The sequence below is a fragment of the Yersinia sp. 2466 StPb PI genome (assembly GCF_041538325.1).
Taxonomy (GTDB): domain Bacteria; phylum Pseudomonadota; class Gammaproteobacteria; order Enterobacterales; family Enterobacteriaceae; genus Yersinia; species Yersinia enterocolitica_E.
Map to the genome: position 1 here is coordinate 3,115,104 of NZ_JAULSL010000001.1, position 19,387 is coordinate 3,134,490.

Consider the following 19,387-nt stretch of genomic DNA (forward strand, 5'->3'; position numbering starts at 1 on the left):
GGGATTAATTAAAGGGTTTCAGGTCGACTCTTGCCATCATGGCTGCCAACTGCGGGCGATCCGTAATACCAACATTGCTCTGACTCACCGCCAAAGCTGCAACTGCTGTTGCCAGACGCAGCGTGTGCTCGCTGGACTCGCGCATTAACAAACCATAAATCAGGCCACCGACCATGGAGTCACCAGCACCGACGGTACTGACCACTTCACAGGCGGGTGGTTTTGCCAACCAGGCACCCGACGCATTGACCCACAATGCCCCTTCAGCCCCGAGAGAAATCACCACATGAGCAATCCCTTGATCACGCAGAGCGTGTGCAGCTTCTACCACATCACCCAATTCAGGTAATGGACGACCCGCCCAGATCTCCAGTTCACGACGATTGGGTTTCACCAACCAAGGTGAGGCTTTCAGGCCTGCGACCAATGCTTCACGACTGCTGTCGAAAATAATGCACGGGCATTGGCTACGCAGGCGTTTCATCCAATCGGTAAAGTCATCAGGGTTTACGCCCTCGGGCAAGCTACCACTGACCGCGACCATATCGAATTGCCCCAACCAGCTCAGCGAGTCAGTGACAAAACGATCCCAATCCGGTTTATTGACTTCAAAACCGGAGAAGTTGAAATCGGTCACTTCGCCATCTTTTTCTGTCAGTTTGACGTTAATGCGAGTACGGCCCGGTACCACCTGAAAGCGGTTAGCAATACCCAGCTCGCTGAATAACAGTTGAAAACCGTCTTGGTTATCTTTACCCAGGAAGCCACCGACCGTGACATCAATCCCTAGGTCTTTCAGCACCTTGGCAACATTAATCCCTTTACCAGCGGCATGCAGGCCGGCAGTTTTCACCAAATTAACTTCACCGCGTTCAATTTCAGGGCAAAAACCCACCAGATCATAAGCTGGGTTCAGCGTGATGGTTGCAACTCTTCTGCTCATGCTGCCCCCTCGCCCAAACCGGCGGCGATAGCTTCACCAATAGCATCCAATGCTGCTTGTGCATCTTCACCACTGGCGGTAAAGCGCAGGCGATTGCCTTTTTTAACCCCTAAAGCCACAACTTTCATCAGACTACGTCCATTAGCGGGTTTACCGGTGCCGTCCAGATTGGTCACGGTGATTTCACTGGTAAACTGTTTGATTGTATTGACTAAAATCGTCCCTGGGCGCGCATGTAACCCGTGTTCATTACGGATAGCAAACTCAGCGCTTAATACTTCATTCTGCTCGACATACTCACTGGTGAGCAACGCTAGCAAGGCGGCAGCATCAGCGTTCAGCAAAGCGTCAGCTTTTTTCGCCAACAGTAAATCACTTAAATAGTTCAATACCGACAGCGGTTGGTCATCGGCCACGGAGAGCGTCAGCAACAGCGCCACTTTTTCGCCATGGTGCTCAAATGCAGCTACCGGGCGGCTTACTGTGGCAGCACTGACCAAATTACCTTCAGTACTGTCGCTCAGCCAGATACCCTGTCCCAAATTGAGTGGCTCACGGGTAATGACATCGCTGACAAAATGAGCATCTACTGCGCCAATTTGTTGCAAGCGACCGGCATTCAGTGCTTGCAGCGTGATCAGATTGTCAGCCGCCACATCGATTGCGATCAGTGACGTGTCAAAATGGAATTCAGCGGTTTTTTGCTCACCCATCAGCAAACTGCGTAACTCTTCAGCCGAGGTAGTTTTCGCCAGACGTGCAGCAACGGCATCATCACTTAATACATGGGTCAGTTGGCGTAACAATGCCAGATGTTCATCTGAACGCGCGGCGATACCGATTACAATATAGGCGGTTTGATCTTCGCCCCATGCAATACCCTGCGGGAATTGGAAAACTTGCACACCGGTGTTTAGCACTAGGTCGCGAGTATCAGTGGTACCATGTGGAATGGCAATGCCATTACCCAGGTAAGTAGAGGTTTGCTGCTCGCGGGCCAGCATGCCATCGACATAAGCGGCGGCAACACAGCCAGCCTGAGTAAGTGCTGCAGCAACCTGAGTAATAGCATCGTTTTTGCTGTCTGCCTGTGCAGCCAGATGGATATCTTGCGTAGATAACTGGAACATAAATCTCCTCTCTTGCTGAAATTGAATCGTTTCAGCTTTAATGAGAAAAAGGAGCGTTACCCTTTATCATTTGGTGACGAGATAACGCTGAAACGTTTCAAGTAGTGTGTTTCCGACTGAGAATATATGCAAGTTTTCTGCTTCTATTCTTGATGGATTTTTGACAGCCCGCACATTTTCGTGGTGAATATAACTCCGTCAGCAGTAAAAAAACCATAATAGCTGATGGTTGCTGACCTTCATTTAACAGGAGTCCGTACAATGTCCGTTGCAGTCGGTGTGGGTGTCATTATCGTTAATCAACAAGGTGAGGTGTTACTGGGTAAACGTTGCGGTCAGCACGCCCCTTATTGGTCGATTCCCGGTGGTCACATGGAGGCTGGAGAGTCTTTTGAACAAGCCGCAAAACGTGAAATAGCCGAAGAAACAGGCTTAAATATCAAAGATATAAGTGTTATCGCGTTATGCAATAACATCGCCACCTGGCGCGCAGAAGGTAAACATACCGTTTCCGTTTGCTTGTTGGCGCAACACGCCGGTGGGCAGCCAGAGCTGAAAGAACCAGACAAGTGTCAGCAATGGCTATGGTGCAATCCGCGGGAATTACCCGAACCTCATTTTGAAGCCAGTCGTCATGCCATCGATTTATGGTTAAATAAGCAGTTCTATTATCCCTTCGACTAAAAAATAGCGCTATACCCGTCATACTTCAAGCTGCATGTGCGTTGGCTGCCATCACTCACCCGAGTCATTGAGTTATCTCAACTCCTTGGGTTCATTTCGTTGCCGCCTTCCTGTAACTTGAATTATTTAGGTTATATAACAAGGTATATAACCCTTTAATTCAGAGAGTTATTTGTGGTATAGCGCTAAAACTGACTGATACCTCGCATTTATATTCAGCAAATCTGAACTAATATTGCTAAATACCCCTAACGAGTTAGTCATCAGCACCAAATCCCCCTACAATAGACCTACTTATTTTATGGGAAATACTTATCGCTAGTGGATAAGGGTCTGTTGGCAGATTATCTGGCCTTTTGAGTATCGAGGCATTAGATAACTTCGTTTTACCAATAACTATTAGATATATTAAGTGGGGCAATTTATGAGCAAGAAACAAACTGGCTTCGTGAAGCGACGCCGGTGGGGATGGTTATGGCTCCTGCTGATCGGCATCATTATTGGTGCTGCACTATTAGCAGGTACCGCCACCGTCTTTCATAAAACCAGTGATACCGCGTTCTGCGTGTCCTGTCACACCATGCAACAGCCATTGGCTGAATATCAAGGCAGTGTCCACTTCCAAAACACCAAAGGCATCCGTGCTGAATGTGCTGACTGCCATGTGCCACACGAACCGCTTGATTATCTGTGGACCAAAATCCGCGCGGTCAAAGATATCTACGGTGAAATGGTTGGCACTATTAATACACCTGAGAAATATGAAGCCCATAAACTCGCCATGGCGCAGTCGGTATGGAAAACGCTAAAAGAGAATGACTCGGCCACTTGCCGCTCATGTCACAGCTTTGATGCGATGGATATCACCGGACAAAGTGCTGAAGCGCGGATTCAGCATCCGGTGGCAATTAAGCAAGGTGAAACCTGTATCGATTGCCATAAAGGTGTGGCCCATATCCTGCCGGATATGAGTGAGGTGACCCAGGCTGGCGCGGCAGAGTTGGCAACGGCGGCGGCACAAACACCCGCAACGGCGACCACTTTATATACCATCGCCACCGAGCCTTTCTTTATGAATGCTGGTGACAGCCATAACGCCGGTAACCTGATGCCCTCAACACAAGTTGAAGTGGTAAAACAGCAAGGTGATCAGGTGTTGGTTGATGTTAAAGGCTGGCAGCAAGATGGGGTGGCCGAAGTGTTCTATGCCGCACAAGGGAAACGTATTCTGAGTGTATTACTGGGCGAGGACGCACAAAAAGCGCTGAAAACATTGAATACGCAAACCGATGCAGAAACCAATCTGGTTTGGCATCAAGTTGCACTACAGGTGTGGTTACCTAAGAAACAACTCGTTGATGATCAACAGAAAATTTGGCGCTATGCCGCAGATATGATGTCGGCCAACTGTACCGGCTGCCACGGTTTAACCGCACTGGATCGCTTCAACGCTAACCAATGGATTGGGGTAATCAAAGGCATGGCACCACGCACCTCCCTGACTCAGGAACAGTTGCGTGTGATGACACAGTATGTACAAAAACATGCCAGTGATATGCCGGCCAAGCTGTAAATAAGAGGCGAAAATGACTAAATACGAACAACAACCGTTAGAAATGAGCCGCCGTCGCTTCTTACTCGGAACCAGCGCACTGGCTGTATTGCCTATCGTTGGTGGCCTGTGGCCCAAATCTGCATTAGCCCAAGCCATCAGTCAGGCATTACCTCAGTTTCTGGCACTGCGTCAGGCGCAAAAAGGTATTCTGACCGGCGCTCATTGGGGCGCATTTGAAGCTATCGTTGAGAACGGCCGGATGATCGGTGTGCAACCTGTCAAAGATGATCCATGGCCGAATGACCTGATCACTATGGCACCCTATCAGGTGCATGCCGATAACCGCATCAAATACCCGATGGTGCGTAAAAGTTGGTTGGAAGGCGGCCCCGGCAGCCATACCGAACTGCGTGGCCGGGATGAGTGGGTACGCGTCAGTTGGGATAAAGCCACTGAACTGGTATGCGGCGAAATTGTGCGGGTGCAGAAAGACCACGGTCCGCAAGCGCTGTACGCCGGATCTTATGGCTGGAAAAGTGTGGGGATGCTACATAACAGCCGCACGCTACTACAACGCTTAATGAACCTGAGTGGGGGTTTTTTGGGCTATGCCGGTGACTATTCAACCGGTGCGGCACAGGTGATTATGACCCACGTCATGGGGTCAATGGAGGTCTACGAACAGCAGACGGCCTGGCCAAACGTGGTAGATAACAGTGAACTGGTGATCCTCTGGGGCTGTAACCCAATGATCACCTTGAAAAACAGTTGGAATATCCCCGATCATGTGGGTCAAACTGGTTTTGAAGCGCTGAAAAAGAAAGGTACCAAAGTTATCAGTATTGATCCGGTGCATAACGACAGTGCTAAATTCACCAATGCACAATGGATTGCGCCACGGCCATATACCGACAGCGCCATGTTGATCGGTATCGCCCATACGCTATTGACAGAAAAACTGCATAATCCTGACTTTATAAAAACCTACACTATTGGTTTTGATAAATTCCAGGCCTATCTGCTCGGTGAAACTGACGGTCAGCCGAAAAACGCAGAATGGGCGGCGGATATCAGTGGTGTGGATGCCGATGTGTTGCGCCAACTGGCGCGAGATATGGCTAAACAGCGCACCATGATTATGGGGGGTTGGGGGATTCAACGTCAGCATCACGGTGAGCAGCAACACTGGTTACTGGTCACGGTCGCGGCAATGCTGGGCCAAATTGGCCTGCCGGGTGGCGGCTTTGGCTTCAGCTATCACTACTCCTCTGGCGGTAGCCCAACGGCCAAGGGCGGCATTTTACCGGGGATTTCTGCCGGGAGTGCACCGAAGAACTCACCATCGCCGATTCCAGTGGCGCGGATTGCCGAATGTTTGGCCAATCCAGGGAAAGTCATTGATTTCAATGGCACCAAAGTCACCTATCCAGATGTCAAAATGGTCTATGTGGCCGGTGGCAATACTTTCCATCAGCATCAGGATACCAACAATCTGGTGAAAGCCTGGCAGCACCCTGAAACCATTGTGGTTAACGAACCCTATTGGACCGCCACCGCCAAGCACGCCGATATTGTATTACCGGCGACCACCAGCTATGAGCGTAATGATCTGGAAATGGGCGGCGACTACTCACAACTTTATGTCTTCCCGATGCACCAGTGCGTACCGCCACAGCATGAAGCGCGTAATGATTTTGATATCTTCGCGGCGATGGCCACCAAGCTGGGGGTGATTGATGCCTTTACCGAGGGCAAAGATGAGACTCAGTGGCTGAAAGCGATGTACGACGATATGAAGTCACAGGCCCGTACCGCACGGGTCGCCCTGCCGCCATTCGATATGTTCTGGCAATCGAACAATTACATTCGCTTCCCTATCCCCGAAGCGAACCAGCAGTGGGTGCGCTTTGCTGATTATCGTGACAATCCATTGCTCAACCCGCTGGGTACCCCATCTGGCAAGATTGAGATCTACTCCGATACTATCGCTAAAATGGAATACGCCGATTGTCAGGGGATCCCGACCTGGATGCCACCTCATGAATGGTATCGCGGGGTGGAAGCGAAGAAATATCCACTGTCGCTAAACACCGCACACCCAATCAACCGGCTGCATTCACAGTTAGATAACACACCACTACGTGAAAAATACGCCGTGGCCGATCGGGAAGCGATACTGATAAGCCCACAGGATGCCAAGGGGCGTAACATTGTTAATGGCGATTTAGTCCGTGCGTTCAATGACCGTGGGCAGATATTGGTAGGTGCTGTGGTATCTGAAGATGTACGTCCAGGGGTGGTGCGCATCAGCGAAGGGGCATGGTTTGACCCGGCGGATCCAGCGGTACCGGGTTCCCTTTGTAAGAACGGCAATATCAACTGCCTGACTTTCGATATTGGTTCTTCCAGTCTGGCGCAGGGTAACTGTGGGCAAATGGCGCAGCTTGAGATTGAGAAGTATACCGGACCGGTGCTGAAAAACACCGCGCATGCGGTTCCTGCTGGGGCTTAGCCACCAGAAGAACCAAGGGTTAAGCGTACCAACGGGCACTCCGGCGTTTCGCGTCGTTTACGGCCCGAACAGCACGCTTCCCCTTAGATTACTGACAAAGTCCCGGCCTATTGGCGGGGACTTTACTTTAATAGGGGTAGGCTAAAAGGTGGTCAAGAGACGGTTTTATTCCCCAACAAGGAGCACTTCAATCCCACCTTTTCGTAATCCATTCAAACTTTCCTCTGGAATACCTTTATCGGTGATAACCATATGTATGCGCTGGGTATCAATTATTTTATGCAAGCTGGAGCGGTTAAATTTACTGGAATCAGTGACCACAATGATGCGTTCCGCGACTTCACACATTCGGCGATTTAGGCGAGCTTCGTCTTCATTATGCGTGCTCACACCGCGCTCAAGACTGATGGCGTCTACCCCCAGAAAAAGTATATCGAAATGATAATTTTGCAAGGACTGGTCAGCCTGATCCCCATAGAAGGAAAGGGACTGGCGGCGTAAGTGCCCTCCTGTCATCAGCAATTCCACGCCCTCAGCCTCAAGCAGCGCGTTCGCCACATTCATACCGTTTGTCATAGCAATGACCTCCTTATGATTACGCATATGACGCGCTATTTCATTAGTGGTCGTGCCCGAGTCTAGAATCACGCGGTGCCCAGGTTTAATCAGATTTGCAGCAACGCGAGCAATATCGCGTTTTAAAGAAATATTAAGGGAGCTTTTATCTTCTACCGTGGGTTCAACGCCAGGTGTGCCAGCATCACACACCAGCGCACCGCCGTATGCACGTACAGCAATCCCCTGCTTTTCCAGAAAGGCCAAATCGTTGCGGATAGTCACCGTAGAAACACCAAAGAATGACGATAAATCATTAACCTGAACACTTCCTTGCTGACGAAGCCGCTGAATGATCTGCTCACGCCTTTCACTGGTACCCGTTATACGCTTGTCCATTACTGAATCGGTATTGCTCATATCAGATCCTTCCCAAAAGCCTTTCGTTTCATTTCACTTTATCTATTAACACCTTTCTTTTGCCGGAAAGCAAGTCTTTACATCAGGCCAAACCGTGCTACCACCCGATAAAAAAGCCTTTCATTATGTTTCTTTTGCGAAACAGATCCCATTTCCATTATCTTTCGTTTTGTTTTTATCAACCCATAAAGCAGTATCAATGAAACAAACCGAAAGGCATAAGTAATCAAAACCCCATACGGAGAGGAAAGTGAAACATTTAACCGAGTTTGTGGCCGACCATAAGCACGATAAGCGATGTGGCATTTTTGCCGTCTGTTCTGCTCACCCATTGGTTCTGGAAGCAGCAATGCGCCACGCCCGGGACGCGCAATCCATCTTATTAATAGAAGCCACCTCCAATCAGGTGGATCAGTATGGCGGCTATACCGGTATGACCCCAGATGACTTCCGTGGTTTTGTTGAGCAAATGGCGGATAAACACCACTTCCCTCGCAATCAGTTGGTGTTAGGGGGCGATCATCTGGGGCCAAATCGCTGGCAAAACGCCCCAGCCGCAGAGGCTATGTTTCATGCAGAAGAACTTATTCGCCATTATGTCGCGGCTGGCTTTAAGAAAATTCACCTTGATTGCAGTATGTCTTGTGCAGATGACCCAGTGCCATTAACAGATGAAATCGTCGCCGGAAGAGCAGCAAGGCTTGCCTTAATTGCAGAACAGACCCGCAAGGAAAAACAAGGTTCGTCTGATCTGGTTTATGTTATTGGAACGGAAGTCCCTGTTCCAGGAGGAGCACATGAAACGCTGTCAACGCTGGTGGTCACCTCTCCCCAAGCGGCAAAAGCAACGCTTGAAGCTCATCGTCATGCTTTTGAACAACAAGGTCTGCACGACCTGTGGCCACGCATTATCGGGCTAGTCGTCCAACCCGGTGTAGAATTCGATCATACTCATGTTATTGATTATCAACCTGAGAAATCTCTTGCTCTGAGCCAGACTATCGAAGAGTTTGACACGATGGTCTTTGAAGCTCACTCCACCGATTACCAAACTCCGCTCGCCCTACAACAGCTAGTTCAGCACCACTTTGCCATTTTGAAAGTGGGTCCGGCACTCACTTTCGCGTTACGTGAAGCGCTATTTTCACTGGCCGCTATCGAGCAGGAACTCCGCCCCGCATACCAATGTTCGGGGCTACGAGATGTGCTGGAAAGCGTCATGCAGGAACACCCGGAGCACTGGAAACAGCATTATCACGGTAATAACGATGAACGTCGTCTGGCGCGCGGCTACAGCTATTCTGATCGCGTTCGTTACTACTGGCCCGATCACCACATTGACGAGGCTTATGCTCGGTTAGTAAATAATTTAACGGACAAACCGCTGCCCTTGCCGTTGATCAGCCAGTATCTGCCACTTCAATACGTTAAGGTCCGTGAAGGCCGGCTCGCGGCAACACCGCACGAACTGATTATTGACCATATTCAGGATGTATTGCGCCAGTACCATGCAGCCTGCATGGGAACATCGTCATCCCATTAACACAATGATAATAAGGAATAAAACATGCCAAACATTGTATTAAGTCGTATTGATGAGCGCCTGATTCACGGCCAGGTTGGTGTTCAATGGGTTGGTTTTGCCGGAGCAAATCTGGTGTTGGTTGCCAATGATGAAGTTGCCGAAGATCAGGTTCAACAAAACCTGATGGAAATGGTTCTGGCAGAAGGGATTGCCGTGCGCTTCTGGCCACTGCAAAAAGTGATCGACAATATTCATCGTGCAACCGATCGGCAGAAAATTTTACTGGTCTGCAAAAGTCCCGAAGACTTTCTAACGCTGGTCAACGGTGACGTACCCGTGGCCCGAATCAATATCGGCAACATGCATTATGCCGAAGGTAAACAACAAATAGCGAAAACCGTCTCTGTCGATGATCAGGATATTGCCGCTTTCTATGGCCTGAGAAAAGCAGGGGTGGAATGTTTTATTCAGGGCGTGCCGACCGAGCCCGCTCAGGATCTCTACAAACTCCTCTGAGGTATTTTCTATGGAAATTAGCTTATTACAGGCATCCGCGTTGGGGATTCTGGCCTTTATTGCTGGCTTGGATATGTTCAACGGCCTGACACATATGCACCGCCCGGTGGTCCTTGGGCCGTTGGTTGGCCTGATCCTTGGCGACCTTCATATGGGGATACTCACTGGTGGTACTCTGGAACTGGTCTGGATGGGGCTTGCTCCACTGGCCGGTGCCCAGCCGCCGAATGTGATTATCGGTACTATTGTCGGCACGGCTTTTGCTATTACTGCCGGTGTAAAACCGGAGGTCGCGGTTGGGGTTGCCGTGCCGTTCGCCGTGGCGGTGCAAATGGGCATCACCTTCTTATTCTCTATCATGTCTGGTGTGATGGCGCGCTGCGACCGGATGGCGGCAAATGCGGATACCGACGGCATTGAACGCGTTAATTATCTGGCCCTGCTGGCTCTGGGGACGTTCTATTTTCTGTGTGCATTCTTGCCCATCTATTTTGGTGCTGAGCATGCGAAGACGGTCATTGATGTCTTGCCAGCCCGCCTGATAGATGGCCTTGGTGTCGCCGGTGGCATCATGCCTGCAATCGGCTTTGCCGTATTGCTGAAAATAATGATGAAAAACGTTTATATCCCCTACTTCATTCTTGGCTTTGTTGCTGCGGCCTGGCTGAAACTGCCGGTACTGGCGATTGCCGCCGCAGCCTTGGCAATGGCGTTAATCGATTTCATGCGTAAAGACTCAACTCCGCAGCAGACTTCCAGCACTCAGAAAGAGGAATTCGAAGATGGCATCTAATACTCAGGTTCTGCCAAGCGCTAACGTCACTGAAAAGCCGGTCATTGATAGCAACGACAATATCTATGAAGACCAAAGTATCGGTGCGGAGCTGACAAAGAAAGATATCAACCGCGTAGCATGGCGTTCCATGCTGCTGCAAGCCTCATTTAACTATGAGCGTATGCAGGCTTCCGGCTGGCTGTATGGCATATTGCCCGCGCTGAAAAAGATCCACACCAATAAAAATGATCTGGCGCGGGCGATGAAAGGCCATATGGGGTTCTTCAACACCCATCCTTTCTTGGTGACGTTTGTCATCGGCATCATACTGGCGATGGAACGTTCAAAACAGGATGTGAACAGTATTCAAAGTACGAAAATCGCTGTTGGTGCGCCACTGGGAGGAATTGGTGATGCGATGTTTTGGCTGACCTTGCTCCCCATCTGTGGCGGTATTGGAGCCAGTTTGGCTCTGCAAGGTTCGATCCTCGGCGCCATCGTATTTCTCGTGATGTTTAATGTCGTCCATCTTGGGCTTCGTTTCGGGCTTGCTCACTATGCCTATCGCATGGGTGTCGCAGCTATCCCGCTTATCAAAGCCAATACACTTAAAGTGGGGCGAGCGGCGTCTATCGTTGGGATGACGGTGATCGGTGCACTTGTCGCCACCTACGTTCGCTTGTCCACCACGCTTGAAATCACCGCAGGCGATGCTGTGGTTAAGCTGCAAACCGATGTTATCGACAAACTGATGCCAGCCTTCCTTCCACTGGTATACACCCTCACGATGTACTGGTTAGTGCGCCGTGGCTGGAGCCCTCTGCGACTCATCGGGCTGACCGTGGTATTAGGCGTTGTTGGAAAATTTGGCCACTTTTTGTAAGCAAGAGGAAACTCCATGTTAAGCATTATTCTTAGCGGTCACGGTGGGTTTGCCACCGGACTGGAAAAAGCGATGAAACAAATACTTGGCGAACAACAGCAAGTGATAGCCATCGATTTTCCTGAAAGCTCCTCCACCGCGCTGCTTACCGCTCAGTTTGAAGAGGCGTTAGCTAATCTGGATGAAAAAGAAGGGCTAATTTTTTTGACGGATTTGCTCGGAGGTACCCCCTTCCGCGTGGCCTCGACGCTGGCAATGCAGAAAGCAGAACGTGAAGTGATCACCGGAGTAAATCTACAGCTTTTGCTGGAGATGGTGCTGGAGCGCGATGGCCTCAGTAGTAAAGAGTTTCGCCTTCAGGCGCTAGAGTGTGGTCACCGAGGGTTGACCAGTTTGGTGGACGAAATGGGCCGTTATCGCGAAGCCGCCCCTGTCGAGGAAGGAATATGACAGCACTGTTGCGGGCCAGACGGGTGCTAACCGAGCATGGCTGGCTCGACGATCATCAGTTACACATAGATGGCAACACCATCGTGGCCATCGAGCCAATCCCCGCAGGGGTTACGCTGCGCGACGTTGAACTACTGTGCCCAGCCTATATCGATATTCATGTCCACGGCGGTGATGGTGTCGATGTCATGGATGACTCGCCAGAGATACTGGATCAGTTGGCATTGTATAAAGCACGCGAAGGGGTGGCTGGCTGGTTGCCGACCACCGTCACCGCTCCCCTTGGGGAAATAGAGTGTGCACTGCGGCGTATTGCGCAGCGCTACCATCAAGGTGGACAAGGTGCGACGGTGTTGGGTAGCTATCTTGAAGGCCCTTACTTCACCCCGCAGAACAAAGGGGCACATCCACCGGAGCTGTTCCGTGAGCTGGACATTACCGAGCTAAATAGGTTGATTGACGTGTCACAAAACACATTACGTGTTGTGGCATTGGCACCTGAGAAATCGGGTGCGCTGGCGGCAATTAAGCATCTAAAAAGCCAGGGGATAAAGGTCATGCTCGGCCACAGCGCGGCGAACTATAAAGAAACTATTCGTGCGTTTGATGTGGGAGCCGATGGACTGGTGCATTGCTTTAACGGTATGACGGGCCTCCATCACCGTAATCCCGGCATGGTTGGCGCAGGGCTCACCGATAAGCGAGCATGGCTTGAGTTGATAGCAGATGGTCACCATGTTCACCCCGCAGTAATGAGCCTTTGCTGTAGCTGCGCCAAGCCTCGAATATTGCTGATAACCGATGCGATGAGCGCGGCTGGCATGCCTGATGGTGACTATGCGATTTGCGGTCATCCAGTAACAATGCAACAGGGTATTGTCCGTACTGCCTCTGGCGGGCTGGCCGGAAGTACACTTTCGTTGGATGCAGCGGTGCGAAATCTGGTCAATAACGTGGGTGTACCTGCTGCGGATGCAATTCATATGGCCTCGCTGCACCCTGCCAAAATGCTGGGGCTTGACCACACATACGGCTCTCTATTGGCAGGCAAACGAGCCAACATTATCGCGCTTGATTCGCGGCTCATGCTACAAACCATTTGGATTGATGGACAACGAATCGCCCTGTAGACCTTTCATTATATATCACTTTGGTTTGTGGCCAATTCCGCCACAAACCTTTCCTTTCCTTTCTTTATGCTCTAGCCCACTTATTAAATAAATATAATATATCCATATAAATCAATAAAATAAAACCAAAAAGTCCACTTTCAGATCACGTTTTTCGTTTTATTACTTTTCTTATATTGACCTTTCGTTTTCTTTTCTATAGATTTTCACTTAGACATAAAATTGATGAAATGAAATGAAACGAAAGATTGTCATGTTCTACTTTGTACTGACCCATTGAATATGTACTACTAAGGACTGAGTTATGAGCGAAACCCAATCTGCCGGTACTTGCGGCACATCAACCTGGACTGAAAAAGAGATCCGCCAGCAACCAGCAAGCTGGATCCGATCGTTAAAAAACATTGAACGTCAACGTAACGATATCGACACTTTCCTTGCGCCGCTCCTGCAAACATCTGACCTACAGATTGTCCTGACAGGTGCCGGTACCTCAGCATTTATCGGCGATATTATTGCGCCGTGGCTGTCGCGCCATAGCGAGAGAAATTTTGTCGCAGTGCCCACAACAGACCTCGTTACTAACCCTGCTGACTATTTATCTCCCCAGCGCCCGACACTGCTCATCTCCTTTGCACGCTCTGGTAACAGCCCTGAAAGCGTCGCCGCAGTGGACTTAGCCAACCAACTCGTCAGCCAGTGCCACCATCTGGTCATCACCTGCAATGAAGCCGGCAGCTTGTATCACAATGCGTTGAAAAGTGATAACGCACTGGCGCTGTTAATGCCAACCGAAACCCATGACCGTGGTTTCGCCATGACCAGTAGCATCAGCACCATGATGGCCAGTTGTTTGGCTGTCTTCGCCCCCGAGGTCATCAACAGCACCAGTTTTCAGGATGTAGCAACGCGCTGTAAGCAGATAGTTGCTTCGCAGGGCGACTTTAGCACTGCCGTATTTGGTGACCTTCCCTTTAAACGGATTGTTTACCTCGGCAGTGGCGGATTACAAGGCGTGGCACGCGAATCAGCACTGAAAGTGCTGGAGCTAACGGCTGGTAAATTAGCGGCGTTTTATGAGTCCCCCACCGGCTTTCGCCACGGACCAAAATCACTGGTTAACGCTGAAACTCTGGTTGTGGTGTTTGTTTCAAGCCACCCTTATACCCGTCAATACGACCTCGATTTGCTGGCTGAGTTGCGCCGCGACCAACAAGCGATGCGCGTCGTAGCGATTTGTGCCGAATCCAGCCCAGAAATCGACGCAGGCCCGCATATTTTGTTACCCGCAGCCCGAGAGTTTATTGATGTCGAACAGGCGTTCTGCTTCCTGATGTACACACAGATTTTCGCTCTCAGCGAATCTATCAAGGCAGGTATCGCCCCCGACACGCCTTCCGCCAGCGGCACGGTAAACCGTGTAGTGAAAGGCGTCGTTATTCATCCCTGGAAAGGCTGAGAGGATCACTACATGAGCATTATTTCTACCAAATATCTTTTGCAGGATGCGCAGGCTCGGCGCTACGCCGTACCTGCTTTTAATATCCATAACGCGGAAACCATTCAGGCCATTCTAGAAGTTTGCAAAGAGATGCAATCACCGGTGATCCTTGCAGGTACGCCCGGCACCTTTAAGCACATCGCTTTTGAAGAAATCTACGCACTGTGCGAAGCCTACTCTGAAAGTTATGGCATGCCGCTCGCGCTGCATCTCGACCATCACGAGTCACTGGACGATATCAGCCGCAAGGTCAACGCCGGTGTACGCAGTGCGATGATTGACGGTAGCCACTTCCCATTTGCTGAGAATGTGTCTCTGGTGAAGAGTGTCGTCGATTTTTGTCATCGCCACGATTGTAGCGTTGAAGCTGAGTTAGGGCGTCTGGGGGGGGTGGAAGACGATATGGATGTCGATGAGGAGAGTGCTTTTCTCACTGACCCACAAGAAGCGCGTCGCTTTGTGGAACTTACCGGTGTCGATAGCCTCGCGGTTGCGATCGGAACAGCCCACGGCCTGTACGCCAAACGGCCCAAAATTGATTTCCAGCGCCTGGCAGAAATCCATGAAACCGTCGATATTCCATTGGTTCTACATGGTGCAAGCGATGTCCCTGATGACTATGTCAGACGAGCCATTGAACTGGGTGTTTGCAAAGTAAACGTAGCAACTGAGTTGAAAATCGCCTTCGCAGCGGCGGTGAAAAAATGGTTTGGCGATAACCCGGAAGGTAACGACCCACGCTATTACATGCGCGTCGGTATGGATGCCATGAAAGACGTCGTGCGCAGTAAAATCATCGTCTGTGGATCAGCTAATAAGTTAATCCCCGAAACTGAAACCTCGCTATAAATCTTGTGTCATCAAAATGTTGCCCGGCTACCGTCGGGTAACATCATGAATTCTAATCATTATCAGACTCAAAGCACCGACTCAAAATGCAAATAACCTTTCTGGACCTCAAATAACAAGGATATCGTATGAGAACAATCATAAAGAGCTCGTTATTATTATTGCTGATGAGCAATGGCGCCTTTGCCTCCGAATACTTGCTGAATAACAATAAAATCTCCCTCTCTTTTGACGATACAAACTCAGCGGTGGTGATGAAAGATAAGCTTTCAGGCCACAAGCTTGCGCCGGTGGAGTTGTTCTTTCTAACACTGCCCAACGAAGAGGTTATTCACGCAGCCGATTTTAAAATTAAAAATGTCAGCCAAAAAGATGATGCAATTCATATCGACTATGAACATAAAGATTTTGATGTCACCGTGGTGCTCAACGTACTAAAAGGTCAATACGCCAGTATTGACTACCGTATTCAGGCCAAAGGTCAGGCACGGGATGTTGCGAAAATCACCTTCTTCCCAACCAAAGGGCAATCCCAGGCACCTTATGTGGACGGCGCAATTAATAGCTCCCCCATTATCGCTGACAGCTTCTTTATTCTGCCGGAAAAACCGATCGTCAATACCTATGCATATGAAACAACAACTAATCTGAATGTCGCGTTAAAAACACCGATTAAAATGGAGACGCCCGTCAGCTTCACCCTGTATTTCGGCACGTTTGAAGAAAACAACCAGTTGCGTCGCAGCTTTAACCAATTTATCAACAGCATGCGCGCGCGCCCATATCAACCCTACCTTCACTACAATAGCTGGATGGATATTGGTTTCTTCACCACCTACACCGAGCAAGAAGTACTCAACCGGATGGATACCTACGCCGACGAACTGATTAAAAAACGCGGGGTAAAACTTGATGGTTTTCTACTGGATGACGGCTGGGATGACCGCACCGGTAAATGGCTGTTCGGCCCAGCATTCAGTAAGGGATTCGGGGGAGTGAAACAGAAAGCTGACAGCTTACATACTTCGGTAGGTTTATGGCTGTCACCTTGGGGAGGCTATAACAAACCGCGCGATATTCGCGTCTCACATGCCAAAGAAAACGGCTTCGAAACCGTTGATGGGAAATTCGCACTCTCCGGCCCCAATTACTTCCGTAATTTTAATGAGCAAATCATTAAGCTTATCAAAAACGAACATATCACCTCCTTCAAGCTAGACGGTATGGGCAACGCCAATTCGTATATCCCAGGCAGCCAGTTCGCCTCTGACTTTGACGCCTCCATCGAGCTGATTAAAAACATGCGCGAGGCCAATAAAGATCTGTTTATCAACCTGACCACCGGCACCGATGCCAGCCCCTCATGGCTGTTCTACGCGGACGCTATCTGGCGTCAGGGCGATGATATCAACCTGTTTGGCAAAGGTTCCCCCGCTCAGCAATGGATGACCTACCGCGATGCTGAAACCTACCGTTCCATCGTGCGCAAAGGCCCGCTATTCCCGATAAACTCGCTGATGTACCACGGCATTGTTAGCGCGGAAAATGCCTATTTTGGGTTGGAAAAAGTGCAGACCGACCATGACTTTGCTGATCAGGTCTGGAGCTACTTTGCAACGGGAACCCAACTACAAGAGCTTTACATCACGCCGTCCATGTTAAATAACAACAAATGGGATACGCTGGCGACCGCCGCTAAATGGTCACGGAAAAATAGCGATGTGCTGGTTGATACCCATTGGATTGGCGGTGACCCTACGGCACTGGACGTTTATGGCTGGGCCTCGTGGAATAAAGATAAAGCGGTATTTGGATTGCGTAATCCATCCGACAAAGAACAAAGTTACTATTTAGATCTCACTAAAAACTTCGAAATTCCGAGCGGCGAAGCAACGAGCTTCACACTTAAGACGGTATATGGCACCAATGCAACTCTGCCACTCGATTACAGTAAGCCGGCGATTGTTACGCTAAAACCACTGGAAACACTCGTCATCGAAGCAACACCGATGACTAATATGAAGTAACGCGCCTATCAGACCTGTCGTAATAATGCCGCCCGTTCTATCACGAAGGGGCGGTATCCGCTTCCAGCTTAATCAAATAGACCAACGCTTGTTCTCGGGTATCAGCGCACATCTCCCGCAATGCTTGTAAGCTGGCACATACTGCCGGGCGAGAAGGGGAATGAAAAATGGCGCAACGCATAGTCTCATCCAAATGCAGACAACGGGTATTGGCAGGCTTACCGAATGGCATACCGGGGATCGGGCTGGAAATAGAAGGAGCAATACAGCAGGCACCGCAATCTGAGCGACAGTCCATCAGCAGGCTCCTGTAGGCTGGTGGAATAACAGCAGACAATAGCAATCACCCCCATTAACTACCAGCACTATCCTTGCTCGGCGGTTTAATAACCGATCCATGCCATAGGCGGTGCTTTTCACCTCCGCACCATCAGTTCACTTTTTAACCGTTACAATCCCAGTTTGTACGATATTCAATCACAAGTTAATACCATTACCAGACTAATCACTGATCATATGATCGGCATGAGTATATTCGTCTGTTTACAGAATCCTCGCCAACATGTACCATTAAGCTAGTACAAAAGAACCACTAACCTATCATTTATAGCCCGCGTCATTAACGTTACAGCAAGGCAACAAATTCTGCTGTAGCGGCAAAGATGAAGGATATTTGGAGTTACCGATGTCGATGGATGTATCCCAACCGTTATCACGCCCTTCCGTTCTTGGCGGAGCGATGATAGTCGCCGGAACCGCTGTAGGTGCGGGAATGTTCTCAATCCCAATCGTCACAGCCGGGGTATGGTTCAGCGGCTCAGTAATACTGCTGATTTATACCTGGGCTTGTATGCTGATTTCTGGCTTGATGATTTTGGAAGCTAACCTGAACTACCCCACCGGGGCCAGCTTTCACACCATGGTACAAGACCTGCTGGGTAAGATCTGGAGTTCCATCAATGGATTGTCGATAACCTTTGTGCTCTACATCCTGACCTACGCCTATATCTCCGCCGGTGGCTCAATCATTTCTCACACCCTGCAAAATGTCGTGGGGATTGGTCAGACCGGTGCTGGCTTTATCTTTGTGTTATTGGTCGCATTTATCGTTTGGTTATCGACCCGCGCAGTGGATCGCTTAAGTACGATATTAATCGGCGGAATGGTAATTACATTTGTCATGTCGGTTGGTGACATGTTTAGCCATGTACAAAGTGCCATTCTATTCAATCAAACTGATAGCAGCGCCCACTATTTACCTTATGCACTGGCCGCACTGCCCTACTTACTGACCTCATTTGGTTATCACGGTAATGTACCGGGGCTGGTGAAGTACTACCACAAAGACAGCAAAGCAGTGGTGCGCAGCCTGCTGTACGGCACCCTGATCGCGTTAATCATTTATGTCCTATGGCAGTATGCTATTCAAGGTAATATCGCCCGTGACGCCTTCAAACAGGTGATTGCTGACGGTGGCAACATCGGTAGCCTGCTAAAACAGATGGACACCATTTCGACCAGTCAGGCCACCAGCCAGTTACTCAATGCCTTCTCTTATATGGCGCTGGCTAGCTCATTCCTTGGGGTATCTCTGGGGTTGTTTGATTATATCGCCGACTTCTTTAAATTTAGTGATACCCGTAACGGGCGGACTAAATCAGCACTGATCACTTTTGTGCCACCGACCCTCGGTGCGCTGCTGTTCCCGAATGGTTTCTTATATGCCATTGGATTTGCCGGTTTAGCGGCTACCATTTGGGCGGTAATTGTGCCAGCGCTGATGGCGCGGGCCAGCCGTAAACGCTTCCCACTGGCTGTTTATCGTGCTCCCGGCGGGCGTTTGATGATTGGTTTTATCATCCTGTTTGGTTTGATCAATGCCATTACCCATATTGCCGCACTATTGGGTTGGTTACCGGTCTATAAATAGGG

At 49.7% G+C, this 19,387-nt stretch carries 17 protein-coding genes; 13 read left to right on the forward strand and 4 right to left on the reverse strand.

The genetic code is table 11. The features are described 5' to 3' along the window. Positions 1-4: 4 nt before the first annotated feature. Both fruK and fruB read right to left on the reverse strand, forming a co-directional pair. Entirely contained in the window at positions 5-943 is a 939-nt protein-coding gene (fruK, locus tag Q2T72_RS14085) for a 1-phosphofructokinase (RefSeq protein ID WP_083158377.1), read from the reverse strand. Further along, positions 940-2,073, reverse strand: a complete 1,134-nt coding sequence (gene fruB, locus Q2T72_RS14090; RefSeq protein WP_083158376.1) for a fused PTS fructose transporter subunit IIA/HPr protein — start codon at positions 2,071-2,073, stop codon at positions 940-942. Before fruB ends, fruK begins: the two co-directional genes overlap by 4 nt. Before the next feature lie 261 nt (positions 2,074-2,334). On the opposite strand from fruB, the gene Q2T72_RS14095 reads away from it, so the two are divergent. The 3 genes from Q2T72_RS14095 (at position 2,335) to torA (ending at position 6,824) form a co-directional block, all read left to right on the forward strand. Next, a complete protein-coding gene (locus tag Q2T72_RS14095) occupies positions 2,335-2,757 on the forward strand; it encodes an NUDIX hydrolase (RefSeq protein WP_083158375.1) in 423 nt (140 codons plus the stop codon). 424 nt (positions 2,758-3,181) lie between these two features. Further along, a complete protein-coding gene (locus Q2T72_RS14100) occupies positions 3,182-4,330 on the forward strand; it encodes a NapC/NirT family cytochrome c (RefSeq protein ID WP_083158374.1) in 1,149 nt (382 codons plus the stop codon). A gap of 13 nt (positions 4,331-4,343) precedes the next feature. Beyond that, positions 4,344-6,824 (forward strand): trimethylamine-N-oxide reductase TorA, encoded by a 2,481-nt coding sequence (torA, locus tag Q2T72_RS14105; RefSeq protein ID WP_083158373.1) that lies wholly within the window; start codon positions 4,344-4,346, stop codon positions 6,822-6,824. A 165-nt stretch (positions 6,825-6,989) separates the two neighbouring features. Here the strand turns inward: torA and Q2T72_RS14110 are convergent, their stop codons facing one another. Further along, the gene (locus tag Q2T72_RS14110) at positions 6,990-7,799 is read right to left on the reverse strand and encodes a DeoR family transcriptional regulator (RefSeq protein ID WP_083158372.1); all 810 of its coding nucleotides are present in this window, start codon (positions 7,797-7,799) and stop codon (positions 6,990-6,992) included. 250 nt (positions 7,800-8,049) lie between these two features. Between Q2T72_RS14110 and kbaZ the strand changes: the two genes are divergently transcribed. The 9 genes from kbaZ (at position 8,050) to Q2T72_RS14155 (ending at position 17,455) form a co-directional block, all read left to right on the forward strand. Next, a complete protein-coding gene (gene kbaZ, locus Q2T72_RS14115) occupies positions 8,050-9,342 on the forward strand; it encodes a tagatose-bisphosphate aldolase subunit KbaZ (protein ID WP_102970387.1) in 1,293 nt (430 codons plus the stop codon). 24 nt (positions 9,343-9,366) lie between these two features. Then, positions 9,367-9,840: a PTS N-acetylgalactosamine transporter subunit IIB gene (agaV, locus tag Q2T72_RS14120; RefSeq protein WP_372569342.1), complete on the forward strand. Its 474-nt coding sequence runs from the start codon at positions 9,367-9,369 to the stop codon at positions 9,838-9,840. Positions 9,841-9,850: 10 nt separating this feature from the next. Continuing rightward, on the forward strand, positions 9,851-10,633 hold the full coding sequence (gene agaW / locus Q2T72_RS14125; RefSeq protein ID WP_005193049.1) for a PTS N-acetylgalactosamine transporter subunit IIC: 783 nt from the start codon (positions 9,851-9,853) through the stop codon (positions 10,631-10,633). Next, the gene (gene agaE / locus Q2T72_RS14130) at positions 10,623-11,498 is read left to right on the forward strand and encodes a PTS N-acetylgalactosamine transporter subunit IID (protein ID WP_083158369.1); all 876 of its coding nucleotides are present in this window, start codon (positions 10,623-10,625) and stop codon (positions 11,496-11,498) included. The genes agaW and agaE overlap by 11 nt, the downstream gene beginning before the upstream one ends. Positions 11,499-11,513: 15 nt before the next feature. Further along, positions 11,514-11,948, forward strand: a complete 435-nt coding sequence (gene agaF, locus Q2T72_RS14135; protein WP_005193054.1) for a PTS galactosamine/N-acetylgalactosamine transporter subunit IIA — start codon at positions 11,514-11,516, stop codon at positions 11,946-11,948. After that, on the forward strand, positions 11,945-13,078 hold the full coding sequence (gene nagA, locus Q2T72_RS14140; RefSeq protein ID WP_372569343.1) for an N-acetylglucosamine-6-phosphate deacetylase: 1,134 nt from the start codon (positions 11,945-11,947) through the stop codon (positions 13,076-13,078). The genes agaF and nagA overlap by 4 nt, the downstream gene beginning before the upstream one ends. Before the next feature lie 304 nt (positions 13,079-13,382). After that, complete coding sequence (locus tag Q2T72_RS14145; RefSeq protein ID WP_372569344.1) at positions 13,383-14,537, forward strand: SIS domain-containing protein; 1,155 nt, start codon at positions 13,383-13,385, stop codon at positions 14,535-14,537. Between the two features lie 12 nt (positions 14,538-14,549). Further along, positions 14,550-15,428, forward strand: coding sequence for a tagatose-bisphosphate aldolase subunit KbaY (kbaY, locus tag Q2T72_RS14150; protein WP_042568261.1), 879 nt, complete (start codon positions 14,550-14,552; stop codon positions 15,426-15,428). 128 nt (positions 15,429-15,556) lie between these two features. Continuing rightward, a complete protein-coding gene (locus Q2T72_RS14155; protein WP_372569345.1) occupies positions 15,557-17,455 on the forward strand; it encodes an enterotoxin in 1,899 nt (632 codons plus the stop codon). Positions 17,456-17,495: 40 nt separating this feature from the next. Here the strand turns inward: Q2T72_RS14155 and Q2T72_RS14160 are convergent, their stop codons facing one another. Continuing rightward, positions 17,496-17,753: a YkgJ family cysteine cluster protein gene (locus Q2T72_RS14160; protein ID WP_083158365.1), complete on the reverse strand. Its 258-nt coding sequence runs from the start codon at positions 17,751-17,753 to the stop codon at positions 17,496-17,498. Between the two features lie 387 nt (positions 17,754-18,140). Between Q2T72_RS14160 and mtr the strand changes: the two genes are divergently transcribed. Further along, entirely contained in the window at positions 18,141-19,385 is a 1,245-nt protein-coding gene (gene mtr / locus Q2T72_RS14165) for a tryptophan permease (RefSeq protein ID WP_372569346.1), read from the forward strand. Positions 19,386-19,387: the final 2 nt, after the last annotated feature.

Bases quoted from the DNA above. Each gene is read 5' to 3' on its own strand.
- fruK (WP_083158377.1), bottom strand. From the start codon at position 943: ATGAGCAGAAGAGTTGCAACCATCACGCTGAACCCAGCTTATGATCTG.
- fruB (WP_083158376.1), bottom strand. From the start codon at position 2,073: ATGTTCCAGTTATCTACGCAAGATATCCATCTGGCTGCACAGGCAGAC.
- Q2T72_RS14095 (WP_083158375.1), top strand. From the start codon at position 2,335: ATGTCCGTTGCAGTCGGTGTGGGTGTCATTATCGTTAATCAACAAGGT.
- Q2T72_RS14100 (WP_083158374.1), top strand. From the start codon at position 3,182: ATGAGCAAGAAACAAACTGGCTTCGTGAAGCGACGCCGGTGGGGATGG.
- torA (WP_083158373.1), top strand. From the start codon at position 4,344: ATGACTAAATACGAACAACAACCGTTAGAAATGAGCCGCCGTCGCTTC.
- Q2T72_RS14110 (WP_083158372.1), bottom strand. From the start codon at position 7,799: ATGAGCAATACCGATTCAGTAATGGACAAGCGTATAACGGGTACCAGT.
- agaV (WP_372569342.1), top strand. From the start codon at position 9,367: ATGCCAAACATTGTATTAAGTCGTATTGATGAGCGCCTGATTCACGGC.
- agaW (WP_005193049.1), top strand. From the start codon at position 9,851: ATGGAAATTAGCTTATTACAGGCATCCGCGTTGGGGATTCTGGCCTTT.
- agaE (WP_083158369.1), top strand. From the start codon at position 10,623: ATGGCATCTAATACTCAGGTTCTGCCAAGCGCTAACGTCACTGAAAAG.
- agaF (WP_005193054.1), top strand. From the start codon at position 11,514: ATGTTAAGCATTATTCTTAGCGGTCACGGTGGGTTTGCCACCGGACTG.
- nagA (WP_372569343.1), top strand. From the start codon at position 11,945: ATGACAGCACTGTTGCGGGCCAGACGGGTGCTAACCGAGCATGGCTGG.
- Q2T72_RS14145 (WP_372569344.1), top strand. From the start codon at position 13,383: ATGAGCGAAACCCAATCTGCCGGTACTTGCGGCACATCAACCTGGACT.
- kbaY (WP_042568261.1), top strand. From the start codon at position 14,550: ATGAGCATTATTTCTACCAAATATCTTTTGCAGGATGCGCAGGCTCGG.
- Q2T72_RS14155 (WP_372569345.1), top strand. From the start codon at position 15,557: ATGAGAACAATCATAAAGAGCTCGTTATTATTATTGCTGATGAGCAAT.
- Q2T72_RS14160 (WP_083158365.1), bottom strand. From the start codon at position 17,753: ATGGACTGTCGCTCAGATTGCGGTGCCTGCTGTATTGCTCCTTCTATT.
- mtr (WP_372569346.1), top strand. From the start codon at position 18,141: ATGTCGATGGATGTATCCCAACCGTTATCACGCCCTTCCGTTCTTGGC.